The following is a 21,737-nucleotide window of genomic DNA, read 5'->3' as shown; positions in this document are numbered from 1 at the left end:
AAGGGCAGTGTAAGGGACGCGATACGTGTGCAAGGCTTGCAGGAGTGCGTGTGGTGCGCTCCGGTGCTTTCAAGGTGCGCGCGCAACGACCATCCAGCAGGCCGCGGTCAGGCGGACTTCGTCTCCATGCACAAAAGGCTCGAAGGCAGCACGCACCGTGTCGATGACTTGCGCGCGCACGCGCTCGTCCGCCTGCTGAAGCACATTGCCGACAGGGCCGAGCCGGCTCAGGTAGCCGAGCAGTTCTGTCTCTAGCATGGTGCAGGGCACGTCGATGGGCTGGATGTCGATGCCGGCCCAGCCGCTCTCTTCGAGGATGGCGTGGACCCGGCGCTGGTCCGCAAAGGCGAACTGGCCCGGTGCATCCGGTCGGCGGGCGGGGAGGTTGGGCAGCAGTGGCGCGGCGGCGCGTTCGGCGGTGGTCATGAACGGGTTTTCTGCCGCGCTGCGCCAGGCGATGAAGCGCAGCTCGGCGTTGTCTCTTGCGGCGTGCCGCAGGTTGGCAAAGGCTCGCACGGGGTCGTCGAAGAACATCACGCCGAAGCGCGACATGATGCTGTCGAAGCTCGCGGGCTCGAAGGCGTGGGTCTGCGCGTTGGCGCAGATGAAGCTCGCCGGTGAGCCTTCGCGCTCGGCGCGGCTGCGGGCGACGGCGATCATCGGCTCCGAGATGTCGATGCCGACGCAGCCTGCTTCGGCGCCATGCAGCCGTGCGAATGCGAGCGTGGTGCTGCCGGTGCCGCAGCCCACGTCGAGCACGCGGCTTCCCGGTCGGGCGGACGCTGCCTCGACGAGCAAGTCTTCGAAGGGCTGGAACAGGCGGTCGAGCGTTGCCTGCGTGTCGACCCAGGCGCGTCCGGCCGAGCCGTTCCAGAGCCTTGCCTGTTCGTCGCCGGCCTGTGGGGTGGTGTCGTCCATGGTCGTTTCCTTTGGCTTGCCTTCGTGAGGCGGAAAACGCACTATGCAAGTTCAAGTCGACTTGAGGTCAAGAGGGCAATGAAACATCTGGATATCGGCGAGGTTGCGCAGCGCTCCGGCGTGCCCGCCTCGACGCTGCGCTATTACGACGAGAAGGGGCTGATCGCCTCGACCGGACGGCAGGGCCTGCGCCGCCTGTTCGATGCCGGCGTGCTGGAGCGGCTCGCACTCATTGCGTTGGGGCGCGCCGCTGGCTTCTCTCTGGACGAGATCGCGCGCATGTTCGGGCCCAACGGGCAGCCGCGCATCGACCGGTTGATGCTCACGGCCAAGGCGGAAGAACTGGACAGGACGATCCGCAGCCTGAGCGCCATGCGCGACGGCCTGCGGCACGCGGCCGTGTGCCGCGCGCCCAGCCACATGGAGTGCCCTACCTTTCGCCGCATCCTCGGGGCTGCGGCGTCCGGGGCTATCGGCGGGCGAAAGAAGAAGGCGCCCAAGCCGCCCGGAAACTAGGCGTTCGCCAGCAGCGACAGGTCGCGCGCAGCCTGCAGCATCAGTTCGCGCGCGCGGTCCAGCGACGGAATGGCATGGCGGTCGATACGGCGGATGTACGGCGTGGTGAGCACCGCCAGCGCATGCCCGTGCGGGCCGAGGATGGGGCAAGAGATATCGATCACGCCGAAGTACTGCATGCTCTCGCGCTGCCGGTAGCCGGTGGCGCGCACGGCTTCGAGCATGTGCTCCAGTTCGTCGGGCGGAATCTGCACTTCGCCGTCGAGTGCCACGTGCTCGGCCACCATCTGCTTGCGCCGCTCATCCGATTCGCAGGCCAGCAGCACCTGGCCCGAACCGGTGTCGAGCAGGTTCACGCGCGTGCCGGGCCGCACTGTCATGTTGCTCGCGGCCGGGCTGTTGACCTGCGCCACGATCTGAACGTTGCCCCGGTCGTACACGCCCAGGTGGCACGACTGCTCGGCCTCCTTCACGTAGCGGTCCATCACCGGAAGCGCCTGCGTGACCAGCCGGTGGTTCGGCGGGTAGCGGTGCGCCAGGTCGAACATCTTCAGGCTCAGGCTGTAGCGGTCGCCCGCAAGCGAGCGCAGCACGTACTGCCGCGCCACCAGCCGTTCGAGCATGCGGTAGATCTCGCTCGGGCCGCGGTCGAGCGCTTTCACGATCTCGCCGCGCGTCAGGCCCTCGGGCTGGTCGGCCAGCAGTTCGAGGATGTCCAGGCCCTTGTCGAGCGCGGGCGCGCGGTAGCGCTCAGGGTCTTCGGCGGGCTTGCTCAGGATGTCAGTTTGAATCGATTTGTTCACTGATGAATTTCAACAGCAGACATCGCTTTTTGCAAGTTTCGTTCTACGGGTAAGCACCCATGAAGTGCGCTTGACGCCAAAAGTTCGTATGTAAATACTCTGTTCATACATGGACTAAAGAGGCAAGCCGCTCGGCAGCACATTTGCTGCCCGCGACCAGACATGATCCAGCGCATCGATTCGCACCAGCATTTCTGGCGGCCCGCACGCGGCGACTACACGTGGTTGCGCGCGGACGTGCCGGCTCTGGCGCCGTTGCTGCGCGACTTCCTGCCCGACGACCTCGCGCCGCTGCTGCAGGCACACGGCGTGGGCCGGACCGTGCTGGTGCAGGCCGCCGAATCGACGGCCGAAACCGACTTCCTGCTCGACCTGGCCACGGCGCACGACGTCATCGGCGGCGTGGTCGGCTGGGTCGACCTGAGCCGGCCCGGCGCCGTCGCCTCACTGGAGCGGATGGCGCGGCACCCCGGGTTCAAGGGAGTGCGGCCGATGCTGCAAGACCTGCCCGACGACGACTGGATCGCGCACCGGCCGCGTCCCGATGCGCTGCGCACCCTGCTGCGGCTCGGCCTGCGTTTCGATGCGCTGGTGAAGCCACGGCACCTGCCGTCGCTGCTGCGCTTCCTGGAGCAATGGCCGGAGCTGCCGGTGGTGGTCGACCATGGGGCCAAGCCACCGGTCGGCGCGCACGGCAGCGAAGACTTCGAGCGATGGCGCAAGAGCATTGCAGCGGTCGCGGCACTGCCGCAGGTGTGCTGCAAGTTCTCGGGGCTGTGGGGCGAGGCGCCAGCGTCCACGCACGGCGATGTCGATGCGGCGGTGCACGCCGTGCGCCCGGTGTGGGAGCACCTGCTCGACGCGTTCGGCCCCGATCGCCTGATGTGGGGCAGCGACTGGCCCGTGCTCACATTGGCCGGCGACTACGCGGGCTGGATCGCCGTGAGCGAGGCCTGCATCGGCAGCCTTTCGCCGAGCGAGCAAGCCAGCGTGTGGCACGGCACCGCGCAGCGCTTCTACGACCTGTCACTGCACTGAGATCGATTGCCCATGACGCAACCCATCGTCACCCTTCGCGACCTGAGCAAGTCTTTCGCTGGCGTGCGCGCGCTCGACAAGGCGCAGTTCGATCTGCTGCCCGGCGAAGTGCATGCGCTCATGGGCGAGAACGGCGCCGGCAAGTCCACGCTGATGAAGGTGCTGGCCGGCGTGTACCGCAAGGACTCGGGCGAGGTGCTGCTCGACGGGCAGCCCGTGGACATCGCGAGCCCGCGCGCCGCGCAGGCCCTGGGCATCGGCATCATCCATCAGGAGCTCAACCTGATGAACCACCTGAGCGCCGCGCAGAACATCTTCATCGGCCGCGAGCCGCGCGGGCGCTTGGGCCTCTTCATCGACGAAGAGGCCATGTGCGCCGAGACGCAACGCATCTTCGAGCACATGAACCTGCGGCTCGATCCGCGCACGCCGGTCGGCGAGCTCACGGTGGCCAAGCAGCAGATGGTGGAGATCGCCAAGGCGCTGTCGTTCGATTCGCGCGTGCTCATCATGGACGAGCCCACCGCCGCGCTGAACAACGAAGAGGTGGCCGATCTGTTCCGCATCATCGGGCGGCTGAAGTCGCGGGGCGTGGCCATTGTCTACATCTCGCACAAGATGGACGAGCTCAAGCGCATCGCCGACCGCGTGACCGTGATGCGCGACGGCCAGTACATCGCCACCGTGCCGATGGCCGAAACGCCGATGGATTCGCTCATCGCCATGATGGTGGGCCGCCAGCTAGCCGAGGTGGAAACCGACATGCCCGACACGTCCGGCAACGAGATCGTGCTCGAGGCCAGGGGCATCTGCCGCGGAACGATGGTGCGCAACGCGAGCTTCGTGCTGCGCCGCGGCGAGATCCTCGGCTTCGCGGGCCTGATGGGCGCGGGCCGCACCGAGCTGGCGCGCGCGGTGTTTGGCGCCGACCGAATCGACGCGGGCGAAGTCTTCGTGCACGGCAAGAAGGTATCGATCAAGTCGCCCGAGGACGCAGTGGCCCATGGCATCGGCTACCTGTCGGAAGACCGCAAGCACTTCGGCCTGGCCACCGGCATGGACGTCGAAACCAACATCGCGCTGCCGAGCATGAAGAAGTTCCTGTCGATGGGCCTGTTCATCGACCAGGCGGCCATCGAGGCGGCCGGCGAGCGCTATGTGAAGCAGCTCAGCATCAAGACGCCTTCGGTGCGCCAGCAGGTGCGGCTGCTGTCGGGCGGCAACCAGCAGAAGATCGTCATCGCCAAATGGCTGCTGCGCGACTGCGGCGTGCTCTTCTTCGACGAGCCCACGCGCGGCATCGACGTGGGCGCCAAGGCCGAGATCTACCGCCTGCTCAACGAGCTTGCCGCGCAGGGCAAGGCCATCGTGATCATCTCTTCGGAGCTGCCCGAGATATTGCGCATGAGCCACCGCGTGCTCGTGATGTGCGAAGGCCGCATCACCGGCGAGCTGCCGGCGCGCGAAGCCTCGCAGGAAAAGATCATGCAGCTCGCCACCCGGCGTGAAACCACCGCTGCTGCTGCCGCCACCGCATGACGATTGGAGACACCCTTTGACGACCCCCACCGCCACCACCGCAGTCACGCCCGGCTTCTCGCTGAGGGCCCGGCTTTTTCGCCCCGCCACCAGGCAGAAGCTGCTGGCCTTTGCCAGCCTCGTCGCGCTGATGGTGTTCTTCAGCGTCGCGTCGCCGCAGTTTCTGCAGGCCGACAACCTTGTGAGCATCCTGCAGTCGACCGCGGTGAACGGCGTGCTGGCCATTGCCTGCACCTTCGTCATCATCACCGCGGGCATCGATCTCTCGGTGGGCACGCTGATGACCTTCTGCGCGGTCATGGCCGGCGTGGTGCTCACCTACATGGGCATGCCGCTCGCACTCGGCATCGCGGCGGCGATTCTCTTCGGCGCGCTGGCCGGCTTTGTCTCGGGCGTGCTGATTGCCAAGCTCAAGATACCGCCCTTCATCGCGACGCTGGGCATGATGATGCTGCTCAAGGGCTTGTCATTGGTGATCTCGGGCACCAAGCCGATCTACTTCAACGACACGCCGGACTTTCCGGCGATCTCGCAAGACTCGCTCATCGGCTACTTCATTCCGGCGCTGCCCATTCCGAATGCGGTGCTCATCTTGTTCCTGGTGGCGGTGGCCGCGAGCATCGTGCTCAACAAGACCATCCTGGGCCGCTACACCTTCGCGCTCGGCAGCAACGAAGAAGCGGTGCGCCTGTCGGGCGTGAACACCGACTTCTGGAAGATCGTGGTGTACACGGTGAGCGGCGGCATCTGCGGCATTGCAGGGCTGCTGATTGCCTCGCGGCTGAACTCGGCGCAGCCAGCGCTGGGGCAGGGCTACGAGCTCGACGCGATCGCGGCCGTGGTCATCGGCGGTACATCGCTCAGCGGCGGCACCGGCACCATCGTCGGCACGATCATCGGCGCCTTCATCATGAGCGTGCTCACCAACGGCCTGCGCATTCTTTCGGTCGCGCAGGAGTGGCAGACGGTGGTCACGGGCGTGATCATCATCCTGGCCGTGTACGCCGACATCCTGCGCCGCCGCGGCAGCAAGACGCACTGATCCCCGGTTTTCGTTTCGTTCTACAACCACAGGAGACTTCGCATGATCCAGAGAAGAACAGCCGTTGCGTGCACGCTGGGCGCGGCGCTCATCGGCCTTGCCGGCATCGCGCAGGCGCAGACCCAGGAGGTCTACATCCCGCTCGTGTCCAAGGGCTTCCAGCACCAGTTCTGGCAGGCCGTGAAGTCGGGCGCCGAGCAGGCGGCCAAAGACTACAAGGTCAAGGTCACCTTCGAAGGCCCCGAGACCGAGGCCATGGTCGACAAGCAGATCGACATGCTCTCGGCCGCGCTCGCCAAGAAGCCGCAGGCCATCGGCTTTGCCGCGCTCGACAGCCAGGCGGCCATTCCGCTGCTGAAGAAGGCGCAGGCCGCGAAGATTCCGGTGGTGGCCTTCGACTCAGGCGTGGACAGCGATATTCCCGTGACCACCACAACCACCGACAACAAGGCTGCCGCCGCGCTCGCAGCCGACAAGATGGCCGAGCTGATCGGCAAGAGCGGCGAAGTCGCGCTGGTGGTGCACGACCAGACCAGCCGCACGGGCGTCGACCGGCGCGACGGTTTCGTGAACCGCATCAAGTCGACCTACCCGAACATCAAGATCGTGAGCGTGCAGTACGGCGGCGGCGACCAGCTGAAGTCGACCGAGATCACCAAGTCGATATTGCAGGCCTCGCCCAATCTCAAGGGCATCTTCGGCGCCAATGAAGGCTCCGCCATCGGCGTGGTCAATGGCGTGAAGGAGATGAAGCGCAACGGCAAGGTCGTGATCATCGGCTACGACTCCGGCAAGCAGCAGAAGAACGCCATCATGGACGGCAGCATGGCCGGTGCCATCACGCAGAACCCCGTGGGCATGGGCTACAAGACCGTCGAAATGGCCGTGAAGGCCATCAAGGGAGAGAAGCTGCCGAAGGTGGTCGACACCGGGTTCTTCTGGTACGACAAGACCAACATCGCCGATCCGAAGATCGCTTCGGTGCTGTACGACTGATCGCTCGCCTGCAAAGTCCCATGACCATCGTCCGATCCATGCGCGTGCTCGACGTGCGCTTTCCCACCTCGCAGCATCTGGACGGCTCCGATGCGATGAACCCCGACCCGGACTATTCGGCGGCGTACGTCGTGCTCGAAACCGACCAGCCGGGGCTCGAAGGCCACGGCCTCACCTTCACCATCGGCCGCGGCAACGAGATCTGCTGCGCTGCCATCGAGGCGATGCGCCATCTGGTCGTGGGGCTCGACCTGGCATGGGTGGCCGAGGACATGGGGCGCTTCTGGCGGCACGTGACTTCTGACAGCCAGCTGCGCTGGATCGGCCCCGACAAGGGCGCGATCCATCTTGCGACCGGCGCGGTGGTCAACGCGATGTGGGACCTGTGGGCCAAGTCCGAAGGCAAGCCCGTATGGCAGCTGGTGGCCGACATGAGCCCCGAGGAACTGGTGCGATGCATCGACTTTCGCTACATCACCGACTGCATCGCACCGGACGAGGCGCTGGCCCTGCTGCGCGCGGCGGCCGTCGGCAAGTCTGAGCGCGTCGCCGCGCTGCAGGCCGAGGGCTACCCCTGCTACACCACGTCGGCCGGTTGGCTGGGCTACTCCGACGAGAAGCTGCGGCGCCTCGCACAAGAGGCTGTGGATGCGGGCTTCAACCACATCAAGCTGAAGGTGGGGCGCGACCTGCAGGACGACATCCGCCGCCTGCGCGTAGCGCGCGAAGTACTCGGGCCCGAGCGGCACCTGATGATCGACGCCAACCAGGTGTGGGAGGTCGGCCAGGCCATCGACTGGGTGCGCCAGCTGGCGTTTGCCAAGCCGTGGTTCATCGAGGAGCCCACCAGCCCCGACGACGTGGAAGGCCACCGCAAGATCCGCGAGGGCATCGCGCCGGTGAAAGTGGCCACGGGCGAGATGTGCCAGAACCGCATCATGTTCAAGCAGTTCATCATGCGTGGCGGCATCGACGTGGTGCAGATCGACGCGTGCAGGCTCGGCGGTGTGAACGAGATTCTTGCGGTGATGCTGATGGCCGCGAAGTACAGGCTGCCGGTGTGCCCGCATGCAGGTGGCGTGGGGCTTTGCGAGTACGTGCAGCACCTGTCGATGATCGACTACCTCTGCATCTCGGGTACGCGCGAAGGCCGCGTGGTCGAGTATGTGGACCACCTGCACGAGCACTTCGTCGAGCCCTGCGAGATTCGCAATGCGGCCTACATGCCGCCCAAGAGCGCGGGCTTCTCGATCACGATGAAGCCCGAGTCGCTGGAGAAATACCTCTTTCGTGGATAAGGAAAGGCATCGCACAGCATGGACCTGAATCTGAAGGACAAGGTGGTGATCGTTACCGGCGGCGGCAGCGGCATTGGCGCGGCCATTTCGATGGCGCTGGCTCAGGAAGGTGCGGTGCCTGTGATCTGCGGGAAGAACCCGCTCGAAGCGCCTTTTGAAGAAGCATTGCGTGCGCTGCAGCCGCGTGCGCGGTTCTTCCAGTTCGAGCTGATGGAAGAAACCGCTTGTGCCAAGGCCATCGCCGATACCGCCGCCGAGTTCGGCCGCATCGATGGCCTGGTCAACAACGCAGGCGTGAACGACAGCGTGGGGCTGGAGGCAGGACGCGAGGCCTTCGTACGTTCACTCGAACGCAACCTCGTTCATTGCTACGTGATGGCGCACTACTGCCTGCCGCACTTGAAGGCCAGCCGTGGCGCTATCGTCAACATCTCGTCGAAGACAGCGATAACGGGGCAGGGCAACACCAGCGGCTACACAGCGGCCAAGGGCGGGCAACTGTCGCTGACGCGCGAGTGGGCCGCTTCACTGCTGGAAGACGGCGTTCGCGTGAACGCGGTGATCCCGGCCGAGGTGATGACGCCGCTGTACCAGCGCTGGATTTCCGCGTTCGACGAGCCCGATCGCAAGCTCGCGGAGATCACAGACAAGATTCCGCTCGGCCGCCGCATGACGACACCGCAGGAGGTTGCGGACAGTGTCGTGTTCCTGCTCTCGGAGCGCGCCTCGCACACCACGGGGCAATGGGTTTTCGTGGACGGCGGCTATACGCATCTGGACCGGGCGCTGACCTGATTGATTCCCTGCTTTGATCGGAACAAGCCATGCGCCATTTCCTGGCCCTCGATTTGAAAGACAACCCCGCGCTGATCGCCGAGTACGAGGCTTATCACCGCAGCATCTGGCTCGAGGTGCGCGAGCACCTGAATGCGCACGGCATAACGGGCATGGAGATCTACCGGCTCGGCACGCGGATGGTGATGCTGATGGAAACGGACGACGCACGCTACAACGCCGATGCCATGGCGCTTGCCACGCAGAACAACCCAAAGATCAGGGAGTGGGAAGACCTGATGTGGAAGTTCCAGGCGCCCACGCCTTGGACGCCTGAAGGGGAGAAGTGGGTCGCAATGACGCGGATCTTCGCTTTGTAATCAAAAGATTCAAATTTGATCCAAGATTTGACATTCTTGTCCCGTGTTTACATTTGCTGGGCACAATGCCGGCATGCCAAACATTGCATCCATCCTTAAATCTGAAATCTCGCGCGTCGCCCGCAAGGAAGTTCGCGCAGAAATGGAAACCCTCAAGAAGGCATCGGTTCATCACCGCGCGGCCATCGCGGCGTTGCGCCGCCAGGTGAGTTCGCTGGAGAAGGAACTGCGCAACGTTGCCAAAGGCACGGCTCGCAGCGCACGCGCCAGCGAACCCGACGAGTCGGATGAAGGCGGAACCAAGCGCCGGTTCAGTGCCGGGCGCCTGGCTGCGCATCGCACGAAGCTGGGTATTTCCGCCGCGTCTTATGGAAAGCTGGTGGGCGTGTCGGGCCAGACGATCTACCACTGGGAACAGGGCAAGGCCCGGCCCAGGGCCGCGCAACTCGAGAACCTTGCTGCGGTGCGCGGGCTGAGCAAGCACGAAGTGGTGCAGCGGCTGGAAGCCGAGTAGCCGCGAATAGCCGTCAGTGATCGTGATGAAGGTAGCTCGCTTGCCTCGGCAGGCGCAAGCTCACCAGGAACGCGATCACCATCATCGCGCTCACGTACCAGAAGAACGCCGACTCATGTCCCAGTGACTTGAGCCCCAGCGCCACGTATTCCGCCGAGCCGCCGAAGATCGCGTTGGCCACGGCATAGGCCAGACCTACGCCCAGGGCCCGCACCTCGGGCGGGAACATCTCCGCCTTCACGATCCCGCTGATCGACGTGTAGAAGCTCACGATGGCCAGCGCCACAATGATCAGCACGAAGGCCATCACCGGGCTCGTCGTGTGCTGCAGTGCGGTAAGGATGGGCACGGTCGTCAGTGCACCCAGTCCGCCGAACAGCAGCATGTTGTTGCGCCGCCCGATGCGGTCAGACAGCGCGCCGAACACCGGCTGCATGCACATGTAGGCGAACAGCGCCCCGGTCATCACATAGCTCGCGGTCTTGATGGGCAGATGCACCGTGTTCACCAGGTACTTCTGCATGTACGTGGTGAAGGTGTAGAAGATCAGCGAGCCGCCGGCCGTGTAGCCCAACACCGTGAGGAAGGCGGGCGTGTGGTGCCTGAACAGGCCGGCCATGCTGCCGGCCTCCTTGTTCTTCTTCGCTTCGTCGGTTTGCGTTTCATGCAGCGTGCGGCGCAGCAGCAGCGCGACAACCGCTGCGATGGCGCCGATGACGAACGGAACACGCCAGCCCCACGCCTTGAGTTCGGCCTCGGTCAGCAGCTGTTCGAGCACCACGATCACCAGCACCGCGAGCAGCTGCCCGCCGATCAGCGTGACGTACTGGAACGACGAGAAGAAGCCGCGCTGGCCGCGCAGTGCCACCTCGCTCATGTAGGTGGCGGTGGTGCCGTATTCGCCGCCAACCGACAGCCCTTGGAATAGGCGGCAGATCAGCAGCAGGAAGGGCGCCCACGCGCCGATCTGCGCGTAAGTCGGCAGGCACGCGATGACGAGCGAGCCGGCGCACATCATCGTCACCGAGATCAGCATCGACGTCTTGCGCCCCAGCCGGTCGGCCACGCGGCCGAAGAGCCAACCGCCGATGGGCCGCATCAGGAAGCCGGCCGCGAACACGCCAGCGGTGTTCAGCAACTGCGCAGTAGGGTCCGATTTGGGAAAGAAGGCCGGCGCGAAGTACAGCGCCGAGAACGCATACACATAGAAGTCGAACCACTCGACCAGGTTGCCGGAAGAGGCCGCCATGATCGCGAAGACGCGATGGCGCTTTTCTTCGGCCGTGTAGTGCGGGGGTGGCGAAGCAGAGGCCGCTGGGCCTCCCGGAACAGGCGTGACTGCGCTCATGGTGCCTTCTTGTGCCGTGCAGGCAATGTTGTTGTTGCCAAAACATTCTGCGCCGGCAGGGGGCTGCGGCGTGTCGGTCAACGCCGCATCGGCCTACCCCCGAAGTGGCCTTCGGAAGGCCCTCAGGCAAGCCTAGAACGTACCGGGCAGCAGGATGCTCGAATCGACCTCATCGATGTTTGTGCGGCCGCAGAAGGCCATCGTGATGTCGAGCTCCTTGTGAATGAGCTGCAGCGCGCGCGTCACGCCCTCTTGCCCGTAGGCGCCCAGGCCATACAGGAAGCTGCGGCCGATCATGGTGCCGCGTGCACCCAGCGCGCGGGCCTTGAGCACGTCTTGCCCGCTGCGGATGCCGCCGTCCATCCACACCTCGATCTCGGTGCCCACCGCGTCGACGATGGCGGGCAGCGCCGCGATGGACGATGGCGCGCCGTCGAGCTGCCGGCCGCCGTGGTTCGACACGATGAGCGCATCGGCGCCGCTCGAAGCTGCAAGGCGCGCGTCTTCCACATCCATGATGCCCTTGAGGATGAGCTTGCCGCCCCAGAGCTTCTTGATCCATTCGACGTCGGCCCAGCTCAGCGCGGGGTCGAACTGCTCGGCGGTCCACGAGGACAGCGACGACAGGTCTTTCACGCCCTTGGCGTGGCCCGCGATATTGCCGAAGGTGCGGCGCTTGGTGCCCAGCATGCCCATGCACCAGCGCGGCTTGGTCGCGAGGTTGATCAGGTTTTTGATGGTGGGTTTGGGCGGCGCCGTAAGGCCGTTCTTGATGTCCTTGTGGCGTTGGCCAAGGATCTGCAGGTCGAGCGTGAGCTGCAGGGCCGTGACGTTGGCGGCCTTGGCGCGCTCGATCAGGCGCTCGATGAAGTCGCGGTCCTTCATCACGTAGAGCTGGAACCAGAAGGGGTGCCGGTCGGTGCCTTCGGCAATGTCTTCGAGCGAGCAGATGCTCATGGTCGACAGCGTGAACGGAATGCCGAAGGCCTTGGCTGCGCGGGCCCCAAGAATTTCGCCGTCGGCGTGTTGCATGCCGGTGAGCCCGGTGGGCGCAATGGCCACGGGCATTGCGGCCTCCTGGCCAACCATGGTGGTGCGGGTGGAGCGGCCTTCCATGTTCACGGCCACGCGCTGGCGCAGCTTGATCTTCTGGAAGTCGCTCTCGTTGGAGCGGTAGGTGCCCTCGGTCCAGGCGCCAGAGTCGGCGTAGTCGTAGAACATCTTCGGCACACGCCGCTTGGCGATCACCCGCAGGTCTTCGATGCTGGTGATCTTGGAAAGGTCGGACACGGGCTGTCTCCTGGCTGGTTCTTGTGGGTTGACGAAGGCGAACCGGCCATTATCGGCAGGCGCCCCGGCGCGCCATCTGAAAAAAGCCGGGCTCGCAACTGAAAAAAATTCAGATCGACCGCTTCACTCGCGCAGGGCCTCGCGCAGCCACTCGACAAAGGTCGCGCACTCCCAGCGCTCCATGGCGCCGGGCCGCCAGCACAGGAAGTAGGCGTTGGGCGAAGGCACGCTGCGCTGCGACAGCCGCACCAGCCGCCCGTTGTCCAGCCAAGCGCTGCCCAGCCGCAGGTGCATCAGCACCACGCCGAAGTCTTCGGCGGCCGCGTCGAGCGCCAGCCCGAGGTCGTTGAACTGGTGCCCCGTGGCCGGCTCGGGCAGGCCCACGCCGCAGGCCTTGAACCAGGTGCGCCACGACTCCAGCGGCGTGCGCAGCAGTTGCGCGCGCGACACCTCGGCATCGGTGGCAAAGCCCTCGAATGGGCCGTGGCGCTTGAGGTAGGCGGGGCTGCACACCGGCGAGATCTCGTCGGCCAGCAGTTGGACGAACTCGCGGTCGTGAAAGGGGCCAGTGCCAAAGCGCAGCTCGATGTCGGCTTCTTCGACCGTGATGTTGCGCACCGGCGTGGTCACCTGCAGCATCAGCTCGATGTTCGGATACGCATCGCGAAACCGCGCGAGCCGCGGCAGCAGCATCTGCCGCGAGAAGGTCGGCGTGACCGCCACGCGCAACCGGCGCACTTGCGACTCGGGCTCGCGGCCCGGCACCTGCTGCAGCGCCGCAATGGCCTCGCGCACGCGCGCCAGGTAGGCCATGCCGTCGGCGCTGAGGCTGAAATCGCTACCCACGAAGAACTTCAGGCCCAGCAGCAGTTCCAGCTGGCGGATGCGGTGGCTCACCGCGCTGGGCGTCACGCTGAGCTCTTCGGCGGCGAGGTTCACGCTGCGCAGGCGCGCAACGGCCTCGAAGGCCTGCAGGCCCTGGGTCGAGGGGAGACGCGGAGAAACCATCTTTTGCTGGCGAAGGGAGCGGGTTAGGATGGTAGCGAACGCTTTCGGCCGCTCGTGGCAGGACCATTCCCGCCTCGTGTTGCCGACTCAAAAAGATTCCAACAATGAGGAGACAAGCGCATGGTCTGGCAACAGGTTTACAACCCGTTCGGCAACATGATCGTATCGACGGCACTGGCCGCGATACCGGTGGTGGTGATGCTGGTGTGCCTCGGGTTGCTTCACGTCAAGGCGCACTACGCGGCGGGGCTCGGCCTGCTGAGTGCGGTGGTCATCGCCGTGTTTGCGTTCGGCATGCCGGCCGACATGGCAGGCAAGGCGGCCTTTCTGGGCGGCATCACCGGCCTGCTGCCCATCGGCTGGATCGTGCTGAACATCATCTTCCTGCAGCAGCTCACGCAGCAGAACGGCAGCTTCCAGATACTGCAGGACTCGATTGCCGGCATCACAGAAGACAGGCGCCTGCAGCTGCTGCTCATCGCCTTTGCCTTCGGCGCCTTCTTCGAAGGTGCGGCGGGCTTCGGCACGCCGGTGGCGGTTACGGCCGCCATCCTCATCGGGCTTGGCTTCTCGCCGCTCGCGGCCTCGGGGCTCTCGCTCATTGCCAACACGGCGCCGGTGGCCTTCGGCGCGCTGGGCACGCCGGTCATCACGCTGGCCAAGGTGCACGGCTACGACCTGATGGCGGTCACCGCAATGATCGGGCGGCAGCTGCCGTTCTTCTCGCTGCTGGTGCCGTTCTGGCTCATCTGGGCCTTTGCGGGGCGCAAGGGAATGATGGAGGTGTGGCCGGCCATCCTGGTGACGGGCGTGTCCTTCGCGATTCCGCAGTTCCTGGTGTCGAACTACATCGGGCCCGAACTGGTGGACATCATCGCGGCCATCGTGTCGATGGTGTGCCTGGTGCTGTTCCTGCGCGTGTGGAAGCCGAAGAAGATCTGGACCTCGGTGTCGCTCAAGGGGCACGAAACCGACGGCGGCGAGGCCGGCCCGGCCGTTGCGCCCGCGAAGCATTCGAGCGCTGCCGTGATCCGCGCCTGGACGCCGTGGCTCATCCTCACGGTGTTCGTGTTCATCTGGGGCCTGCCGGTGGTGAAGACATGGCTCAACGGCATCTTCGCGCCCAACTTTCCCATCGACGGGCTGCACAACATGATCGAGAAGGTGGCGCCGGTGGTGCCCAAGCCGACGAAGGAGGGTGCGGTGTACCAGCTGCTGCTGCTCTCGGCCACGGGCACCGGCATTCTGGTGTCGGCCATCGTGGGCGGGCTGGTGATGAAGTACAACCCGATCCAGCTTGTGGCCGCCTATGGCCGCACGCTGTGGCTGGTGAAGTTCTCGCTGCTCACCATCATGCTGATGCTCGCGCTGGGCACGCTCACGCGCTACTCGGGGCTGGACACCACACTGGGCCTGGCCTTTGCCAACACCGGCGTGTTCTATCCCTTCTTCGGCACGCTGATGGGCTGGCTGGGCGTGGCGCTCACGGGCTCCGATACTGCGTCGAATGTGCTCTTCGGCGGCATGCAGAAAGTGGCGGCCGACCAGCTGGGCCTGAGCCCGAACCTGATGGGCGCGGCCAACAGTTCGGGCGGCGTGATGGGCAAGATGATCGATGCGCAGTCGATCGTGGTGGCCTCCACCGCCACGCGCTGGTTCAACCACGAAGGCGAGATCCTTCGCTACGTGTTCTTCCACTCCATTGCGCTGGCCTGCCTCGTGGGCTTCTACGTGACCTTGCAGGCCTATGTGTGGCCGTTCACGCTGATGGTCGTGAAGTGACGAGCGTGGCTGTCAGCGCCTGAAGCAAGCGGCGTAGGTCGTCGACCGCTTCGCGCGCGAGTGCGGCGTCGCCCATCTGCGCCTTGACGATCGCGCCGTCGACGCCCAGCGCAGCCGCTTGCGCAATCGCCATGCGCTGCGGTCCGTCGGGCAACAGCCCGGCAATCACCTCGACCATCTCGCGCTTGTGCTCGCGCGCGATGTCGCTGGCGCCGGCCACGCTCGTGCCCACTTCCACCACCGAGTTGATGAACGCGCAGCCGCGGAACACCGGGTCGGCAAACCACTCGGCCATCACATCGGCCAGCATCTCCAGCGCCTGCGCATCGCCGATGCGCTGTTGCGCGCCGCGCCGGCCGAGCGCATCGATGAACCATGCCATCCATCGTCCGTGCCGGTGGTCGAGAAAGGCACGCACCAGATCGTCCTTCGAAGGAAAGTGCCGATAGAAGGTGACCTTGGTGACGCCCGACGCGGCAATGACGCGGTCGATGCCGGTGGCGCGAATGCCGTCGGCATAGAAGAGGTCGTGAGCGGTGAGAAGGATGCGCTCGCGTGCGGGGAGCGAAGAAATGGCGGAGATGTCCATGCCGCGATTGTAGGCATGTAGACAGGTCTGTCTACGTGTGGCACATTGCGGCGCATTCCCCTTCACCACTTCAACGAAAGACCCTCATGGAATCCCGCCCGCCGCTGCCGCCCTTCACCCTCGAATCGGCCACGAAGAAAGTCCAGGCCGCCGAAGACGCCTGGAACTCGCGCGACCCCGTGCGCGTGAGCCTGGCCTACACGCCCGACACCGAATGGCGCAACCGCGCCGAGTTCGTCAACGGCCGCGAGCAGGTGGTGGAGTTCTTGTCGCGCAAGTGGGTGCGCGAGCTCGACTACCGGCTGAAGAAGCAGCTTTGGGCCTTCATGGACAACCGCATCGCGGTGCGCTTCGAGTACGAATGGCACGACGACGCGGGCCAGTGGTATCGCAGCCACGGCAACGAGAACTGGGAGTTCGCGGAGAACGGCCTGATGCAAAGGCGCTTTGCGAGCATCAACGACCAGCCCATCAAGGAGGCGGATCGCAAGTTCCATTGGACCCGTTGACCCCGTATTGTTCCCTCTCCCCTTGGGGAGAGGGCTAGGGTGAGGGCAGCAGCCTCGACATCGTCGCGCTCCATCCATCGCCGACGCACCCTCACCCCAACCCTCTCCCCAAGGGGAGAGGGAGCAAGACCCCCAGGCACGGCTGTTGCTTGCTTTTGGTGCATGGAGACGCCCGTACTGAACCCCACCGCCAGCCACCCGCTCTGGCAGCACCAGCTTGGCCTGCTGCTGGAGTCGACGGGCGAGGGCATCTTCGGCATCGACCTCGACGGTCATTGCATGTTCATCAACCGGGCAGGCGCTCAGATGCTCGGCCACGAGGTGCGCGACGTGCTCGGCTCGAACATGCACGAGCTCACACACCACTCGCACCCCGACGGCTCGCACTACGCCGACACCGACTGCCCCATCTTCAATGCCTTCAGACGCGGCCTGCCGTGCCGCATCGACACCGAGGTGTTCTGGCGCCGCGACGGCACCGCCTTCGCAGTCGAGTATTCGAGCCACCCCATCATGGACGGCGCGCAGGTGCGCGGCGCCGTCATTACCTTCGTCGACATCACCGAGCGTCGCCGCCAAGCTGAAGCATTGCAGCAGGCAAAGGACGAACTCGGCCTGCGCGTGCAGGAGCGAACCCGCGAACTCAGCGACGCGCTGGTGCAGCTGCGTGAACTATCTGCCTGGCTCGACAAGGTGCGCGAGGACGAACGCACCCGCATCGCGCGCGAGGTGCACGACGAGCTCGGAAGCCTGCTGGTGGCGCTGAAGATGGACGTCAACTGGATCGGCAAGCGCCTGGGCGAACAGCAGGAGCGCACGCCCGACGCGGCACAAGCCATGCGCGACCAGATGCGCTGCAAGTGCACGAACATGAGCCAGCTCATCGAACGCGCGGTAGACAACGTGGGGCGCATCATCACCGACCTGCGTCCCAGCATCCTCGACCACCAGGGTCTGTGGGCCGCGCTCGAATGGCAGGCGCACGAGTTCGTGCAGGCGGCGGAGCTCGAACTGGATTGGCGCTTCGACGTGCCGCCCGGCGTGGAGCTGCCCGAGCCTGCGGCTATTGCAGTGTTCCGTATCTTCCAGGAGATGCTGAGCAACGTCGGCCGGCATGCGCAGGCGCACAGCCTCGACATTCGCATCGGTGTCGAACAAGAGCAACTGAGCATCAGCGTGCGCGACGACGGTGTCGGTGCACCGGCGCAGGCTTTTGAGGCCACGACTTCCTATGGCGTGCTCGGCATGCGAGAGCGTGCGCGCCACTTCGGTGGGTGCATCGACATCGAAAGCCACGTGGGGGAGGGCAGCACCTTCTGCTTGCACCTGCCGCTGCCATGAAGCCCTGTCTTTCGATTTGCTGCGTTGGTTCGGGGCGCGATCACGCCGACGGGGGACATTCGCGGAGGGGAGTACCCGGTGTCATTCGCACGCACCCCGAACAAGAACAACAAACACGGACCAATGAGATGACCGACATCCGCGTACTGATAGCCGACGACCACCGCATCGTGCGAGAGGGCCTCAAGCAGATGCTCGGCGATGTCTCCAACGGTCTCCCTACCATGACCGTACGAGCCGAAGCGCAGACCGGCCAAGAAGTGCTGGAGGCGGTGCAGGCGCTCGGCGGCCAGGAAGGCCTCGACGTGGTCCTGCTCGACATCGCGCTCCCGGGCCGCGACGGCCTCGACGTGCTGCAGGCCCTGCGCAAGCAGTGGCCCACGCTCCCGGTGCTGATGCTCAGCACCTACCCCGAGAAGCAGTACGCCGTGCGCTGCATCAAGCTAGGCGCCTCGGGCTACCTCAACAAGAGCGCCGATTCCGACGACATGGTTGGCGCAGTGCGAAAGGTGGCGGCCGGCGGGTTGTATGTGTCGGCGGCCACGGCCGAGGCGCTGGCAACCGCCGTAGGCCGTGGCGCAGGGCAGGGCGCCGAGATGCTCTCGCACCGCGAACATCAGGTTTATCGCCTGCTCAGCGCCGGGCACAGCGTGAGCGAAATCGGTGCACAGCTGGGCCTGGCGCCCAACACCGTGAGCACCTACCGCGCGCGCATCCTCGAAAAGACTGGCACCAAGAACGACGTGGAACTGGCCCTGTATGCCGAACGCCACGGCAAGCAGGGTGCGACTGGCTGAAAACACGGCCGGCGTGCACCGGCTTGTAGTGCCAGCCCTACAAGGCCTCGACATCGGCGGCACGATCTGAAGCCGCACCGCGCCGGACGGCCGCAAACGGGGCATTTCCGGCCCGGCGCTTGCAACGGCTGCTGCATCTTTCCAACGAGGTGCACCACCATGTCCAGCCCGCTCGAACCGACCGCCTGCGATCCTTACGATGCCGACCGGCCACTGAACATGCGCTGCGCCTGCGGACGCGTGCACGGCGCGGGTGTGCTGCCAGAAGACAAGCTCGAAGCCAGCCTCATGAAGGCGCTGTTCCCCGCTGACAGCGTGCGGCGCGGCTTCCTGCGCGCCGTTGGCGCCAACACCGCGCGCGCCGCCATCGCCTCGGTGTTTCCGCTCGGCGCGCTGCAAGCCATGGCGCAGGAGAAGGCGCCGCTGGAGAAGACCAAGCTCAAGATCGGCTTCATTCCCATCACTTGCGCCACGCCGCTCATCATGGCGCACCCGCTGGGCTTCTATCAGAAGCAGGGCCTCGACGTGGAGGTGGTGAAGACGGCGGGCTGGGCGCTCATCCGCGACAAGATGCTCAACAAGGAGTACGACGCCACGCACTTCCTGTCGCCCATGCCGCTGGCCATTTCGATGGGCGCGGGCTCCAACGCGGTGCCCATGAACGTCGCGACCATCCAGAACACCAACGGCCAAGCCATCACCCTGGCCAACAAGCACAAAGACAGGCGCGACCCCAAGACCTGGAAGGGCATGAAGTTCGCCGTACCCTTCGAGTACAGCATGCACAACTTCCTGCTGCGCTACTACGTGGCGGAAGCGGGCCTGAACCCCGACACCGACATCCAGATCCGCGTGGTGCCGCCGCCCGAGATGGTGGCCAACCTGCGCGCCGGCAACATCGACGGCTACCTCGGCCCCGATCCGTTCAACCAGCGCGCCGTGTTCGAGGAAATCGGCTTCATCCACCTGCTCACCAAAGAGCTGTGGAACGGCCACCCGTGCTGCGCCTTCGGCTCCTCGACCGAGTTCATCGAGAAGAACCCCAACACCTTCGCCGCACTGGTGCGCTCGGTGCTCACCGCATCGGCCATGGCGCGCGATCCGAAGAACCGCGAACTCATCGCCAAGGTGATCGCGCCCGCGCAGTACCTGAACCAGCCCGAGACCGTGCTCATGCAGGTGCTCACCGGCAAGTTTGCCGACGGGCTGGGCAACATCCGCACCGTGCCCGACCGCGCCGACTTCGACCCTATCCCCTGGCAGTCGATGGCCGTGTGGATGCTCACGCAGATGAAGCGCTGGGGCTACGTGAAGGGCGACATCAACTACAAGCAGATCGCCGAGAAGGTCTTCCTGCTCACCGACGCGAAGAAGCGCATGAAGGACCTGGGCCAGGCCGTGCCCGATGGCGCCTACCCCAAGTTCACCATCATGGGCAAGGTGTTCGACCCGGCGAAGCCAGACGACTACGTCAGGAGCTTCGCCATTGCGAAGATGGCCTGAGCCATGCCGAAGAAGGCCCTCTCGCTCAAGGCGGCGCTGGTGTCGCTGCTGATGTTCCTGCTGCTGGTCGGCGTGTGGCAGCTGGCGACTGCGCCGACTACCGGTGCCTCCGCCGCGACTGGCATGACAGCCGAGCAGATCGAATACCAGAAGATGCTCGGCAAGGACCCGACGCAGGGCCAGGTGAAGAGCTCGGGCTTTCCCACGCCGGCCGAGATGGGCGCCACCGCGTGGAAGCACCTGTCGAACCCGTTCTACGACAACGGGCCCAACGACAAGGGCATTGCCATCCAGCTGGCCTATTCGCTGGCGCGCGTGGGCCTGGGCTTTGCGCTGGCGTGCGCGGTGGCTGTGCCGCTGGGCTTCGTCATCGGCATGTCGCCGCTGCTGCACAAGGCATTCGATCCGTTCATACAGGTGCTCAAGCCGATCTCGCCGCTGGCGTGGATGCCGCTGGCGCTCTACACCATCAAGGACTCGTCGGTCAGCGGCATATTCGTGATCTTCATCTGCTCGGTGTGGCCGATGCTGCTGAACACGGCCTTCGGCGTGGCTTCGGTCAAGCGCGAGTGGCTCAACGTGGCCAGCACGCTCGAGGTGAAGCCGCTGCGCCGCGCGTTCCGTGTGATCTTGCCGGCGGCAGCGCCGACCATCCTCACGGGCATGCGCATCAGCATGAGCATTGCGTGGCTTGTCATCGTGGCGGCCGAGATGCTGGTGGGCGGCACGGGCATCGGCTACTTCGTGTGGAACGAGTGGAACAACCTGTCGCTCACCAACGTGATCTTCGCGATCTTGCTGATCGGCGTCGTGGGCATGCTGCTCGACCAGGCCTTTGCAGGGCTGCAGCGGAAGGTGACGTATGTGGAGTGAGCGCACCGATCTTCCGACCCAAGGCGAAGTCATGACCGAACCCGTTGCATCCACTGCCATCGCCGAGGCGCCGGGCGCCCGCGGCTTCCTGCGCATCGAAGGGCTGGCCAAGGCCTTCGTGCCCGCGCGGCCCGTGTTCGCGGACGTGTCTTTCACGCTCGACCGTGGCGAGTTCGTCTGCATCATCGGCCACTCGGGCTGCGGCAAGACCACCATCCTCAACGTGCTGGCGGGCCTCGACCAGGCCAGCGCGGGCCACGTCTTCATGGATGGGCGAGAGGTGGCGGGCCCCAGCCTGGAGCGCGGCGTGGTGTTCCAGAGCCATGCGCTCATGCCGTGGCTCACCGTGCGCAAGAACATTGCCTTTGCCGTGGTTTCGCGCTGGCCTGAGTGGTCGGCTGCGCAGGTCGATGCGCAGGTGGAGCGCTTCGTGGCCATGGTCGGCCTGCAGGCAGCCATCGACAAGAAGCCGTCGCAGCTTTCGGGTGGCATGAAGCAGCGCGTGGGCATTGCGCGCGCCTTTGCCATCCAGCCCAAGATGCTGCTGCTCGACGAGCCCTTCGGCGCACTCGATGCGCTCACGCGCGGCACCATTCAAGATGAACTGATGACCATCGTGCGGCAGACGCAGCAGACCGTCTTCATGATCACGCACGACGTGGACGAGGCCATCCTGCTGGCCGACCGCATCCTGCTGATGACCAATGGCGCTGACCTGCCGCAGGGCGACTACCGCGCGGGGAACATCGTCGAGACGGTGGTCAACCCGCTGCCGCGCGAGCGCACGCGTGCCTCGCTGCACCACCTCGACGGCTGCTACGCGCTGCGCAATCACATCGTCGACTTTCTCGTCACGCGCGCGAAGGCGTCGTGAGCCTT

The 21,737-nt window shown here is 65.3% G+C and carries 22 protein-coding genes; 16 read left to right on the top strand and 6 right to left on the bottom strand.

Going from position 1 to position 21,737, the window contains the following annotated elements; genetic code table 11:
• Positions 1-69: 69 nt before the first annotated feature.
• On the bottom strand, positions 70-918 hold the full coding sequence (locus NWF24_RS24470; RefSeq protein ID WP_258350806.1) for a class I SAM-dependent methyltransferase: 849 nt from the start codon (positions 916-918) through the stop codon (positions 70-72).
• A 78-nt stretch (positions 919-996) separates the two neighbouring features.
• On the opposite strand from NWF24_RS24470, the gene NWF24_RS24465 reads away from it, so the two are divergent.
• Positions 997-1,434: a helix-turn-helix domain-containing protein gene (locus NWF24_RS24465; protein ID WP_093049114.1), complete on the top strand. Its 438-nt coding sequence runs from the start codon at positions 997-999 to the stop codon at positions 1,432-1,434.
• On the opposite strand, the gene NWF24_RS24460 is transcribed toward NWF24_RS24465, so the two are convergent.
• Complete coding sequence (locus NWF24_RS24460; RefSeq protein WP_093050352.1) at positions 1,431-2,210, bottom strand: IclR family transcriptional regulator; 780 nt, start codon at positions 2,208-2,210, stop codon at positions 1,431-1,433. The genes NWF24_RS24465 and NWF24_RS24460 overlap by 4 nt on opposite strands.
• A 189-nt stretch (positions 2,211-2,399) precedes the next feature.
• On the opposite strand from NWF24_RS24460, the gene NWF24_RS24455 reads away from it, so the two are divergent.
• The 8 genes from NWF24_RS24455 to NWF24_RS24420 all read left to right on the top strand — a co-directional run bounded on the left by NWF24_RS24455 (position 2,400) and on the right by NWF24_RS24420 (position 9,818).
• Positions 2,400-3,275: an amidohydrolase family protein gene (locus NWF24_RS24455; RefSeq protein WP_258350805.1), complete on the top strand. Its 876-nt coding sequence runs from the start codon at positions 2,400-2,402 to the stop codon at positions 3,273-3,275.
• Positions 3,276-3,287: 12 nt separating this feature from the next.
• Positions 3,288-4,814, top strand: coding sequence for a sugar ABC transporter ATP-binding protein (locus NWF24_RS24450; RefSeq protein WP_258350803.1), 1,527 nt, complete (start codon positions 3,288-3,290; stop codon positions 4,812-4,814).
• A gap of 16 nt (positions 4,815-4,830) precedes the next feature.
• Positions 4,831-5,856, top strand: coding sequence for an ABC transporter permease (locus tag NWF24_RS24445; RefSeq protein ID WP_093049123.1), 1,026 nt, complete (start codon positions 4,831-4,833; stop codon positions 5,854-5,856).
• A gap of 42 nt (positions 5,857-5,898) precedes the next feature.
• Complete coding sequence (locus NWF24_RS24440) at positions 5,899-6,852, top strand: ABC transporter substrate-binding protein (RefSeq protein WP_097199861.1); 954 nt, start codon at positions 5,899-5,901, stop codon at positions 6,850-6,852.
• Between the two features lie 20 nt (positions 6,853-6,872).
• A complete protein-coding gene (locus tag NWF24_RS24435) occupies positions 6,873-8,150 on the top strand; it encodes an L-fuconate dehydratase (protein WP_258350802.1) in 1,278 nt (425 codons plus the stop codon).
• Between the two features lie 18 nt (positions 8,151-8,168).
• Positions 8,169-8,945, top strand: a complete 777-nt coding sequence (locus tag NWF24_RS24430; RefSeq protein ID WP_258350801.1) for an SDR family oxidoreductase — start codon at positions 8,169-8,171, stop codon at positions 8,943-8,945.
• A gap of 29 nt (positions 8,946-8,974) precedes the next feature.
• Positions 8,975-9,304: an L-rhamnose mutarotase gene (locus NWF24_RS24425; protein WP_258350800.1), complete on the top strand. Its 330-nt coding sequence runs from the start codon at positions 8,975-8,977 to the stop codon at positions 9,302-9,304.
• Between the two features lie 73 nt (positions 9,305-9,377).
• Entirely contained in the window at positions 9,378-9,818 is a 441-nt protein-coding gene (locus NWF24_RS24420) for a helix-turn-helix domain-containing protein (protein ID WP_258350799.1), read from the top strand.
• 13 nt (positions 9,819-9,831) lie between these two features.
• Here NWF24_RS24420 and NWF24_RS24415 read toward each other — a convergent pair whose 3' ends face one another.
• From NWF24_RS24415 to NWF24_RS24405, 3 genes are all read right to left on the bottom strand, one after another.
• Positions 9,832-11,166 (bottom strand): MFS family transporter, encoded by a 1,335-nt coding sequence (locus NWF24_RS24415; protein ID WP_258350798.1) that lies wholly within the window; start codon positions 11,164-11,166, stop codon positions 9,832-9,834.
• A 132-nt stretch (positions 11,167-11,298) separates the two neighbouring features.
• Positions 11,299-12,456 (bottom strand): alpha-hydroxy acid oxidase, encoded by a 1,158-nt coding sequence (locus tag NWF24_RS24410; RefSeq protein ID WP_258350797.1) that lies wholly within the window; start codon positions 12,454-12,456, stop codon positions 11,299-11,301.
• Positions 12,457-12,579: 123 nt separating this feature from the next.
• Positions 12,580-13,464: a LysR substrate-binding domain-containing protein gene (locus tag NWF24_RS24405; protein WP_258350796.1), complete on the bottom strand. Its 885-nt coding sequence runs from the start codon at positions 13,462-13,464 to the stop codon at positions 12,580-12,582.
• 120 nt (positions 13,465-13,584) lie between these two features.
• On the opposite strand from NWF24_RS24405, the gene NWF24_RS24400 reads away from it, so the two are divergent.
• The gene (locus NWF24_RS24400; RefSeq protein ID WP_258350795.1) at positions 13,585-15,246 is read left to right on the top strand and encodes an L-lactate permease; all 1,662 of its coding nucleotides are present in this window, start codon (positions 13,585-13,587) and stop codon (positions 15,244-15,246) included.
• Here the strand turns inward: NWF24_RS24400 and NWF24_RS24395 are convergent.
• Positions 15,224-15,835, bottom strand: coding sequence for a TetR/AcrR family transcriptional regulator (locus tag NWF24_RS24395; RefSeq protein ID WP_258350794.1), 612 nt, complete (start codon positions 15,833-15,835; stop codon positions 15,224-15,226). The two genes, NWF24_RS24400 and NWF24_RS24395, sit on opposite strands and share 23 nt — an antisense overlap.
• A gap of 86 nt (positions 15,836-15,921) precedes the next feature.
• On the opposite strand from NWF24_RS24395, the gene NWF24_RS24390 reads away from it, so the two are divergent.
• From NWF24_RS24390 to NWF24_RS24365, 6 genes are all read left to right on the top strand, one after another.
• The gene (locus NWF24_RS24390) at positions 15,922-16,344 is read left to right on the top strand and encodes a nuclear transport factor 2 family protein (protein WP_258350793.1); all 423 of its coding nucleotides are present in this window, start codon (positions 15,922-15,924) and stop codon (positions 16,342-16,344) included.
• Positions 16,345-16,506: 162 nt separating this feature from the next.
• Positions 16,507-17,685: a sensor histidine kinase gene (locus NWF24_RS24385; protein ID WP_258350792.1), complete on the top strand. Its 1,179-nt coding sequence runs from the start codon at positions 16,507-16,509 to the stop codon at positions 17,683-17,685.
• 128 nt (positions 17,686-17,813) lie between these two features.
• Complete coding sequence (locus NWF24_RS24380; RefSeq protein WP_258350791.1) at positions 17,814-18,482, top strand: response regulator transcription factor; 669 nt, start codon at positions 17,814-17,816, stop codon at positions 18,480-18,482.
• Between the two features lie 219 nt (positions 18,483-18,701).
• Positions 18,702-19,985 carry a CmpA/NrtA family ABC transporter substrate-binding protein gene (locus tag NWF24_RS24375; protein ID WP_375338487.1) on the top strand — a complete coding sequence of 428 codons (1,284 nt, stop codon included), beginning with the start codon at positions 18,702-18,704 and terminating at the stop codon, positions 19,983-19,985.
• Between the two features lie 3 nt (positions 19,986-19,988).
• A complete protein-coding gene (ntrB, locus tag NWF24_RS24370) occupies positions 19,989-20,858 on the top strand; it encodes a nitrate ABC transporter permease (protein WP_258350789.1) in 870 nt (289 codons plus the stop codon).
• A 31-nt stretch (positions 20,859-20,889) separates the two neighbouring features.
• Positions 20,890-21,732: an ABC transporter ATP-binding protein gene (locus tag NWF24_RS24365; protein WP_258350788.1), complete on the top strand. Its 843-nt coding sequence runs from the start codon at positions 20,890-20,892 to the stop codon at positions 21,730-21,732.
• Positions 21,733-21,737 lie beyond the last annotated feature (5 nt).

Source organism: Variovorax paradoxus, from assembly GCF_024734665.1.
Classification (GTDB): Bacteria; Pseudomonadota; Gammaproteobacteria; order Burkholderiales; family Burkholderiaceae_C; genus Variovorax.
Note: the sequence above shows the minus strand (reverse complement) of the source record. Positions and strands in the feature narration are given on the sequence as shown.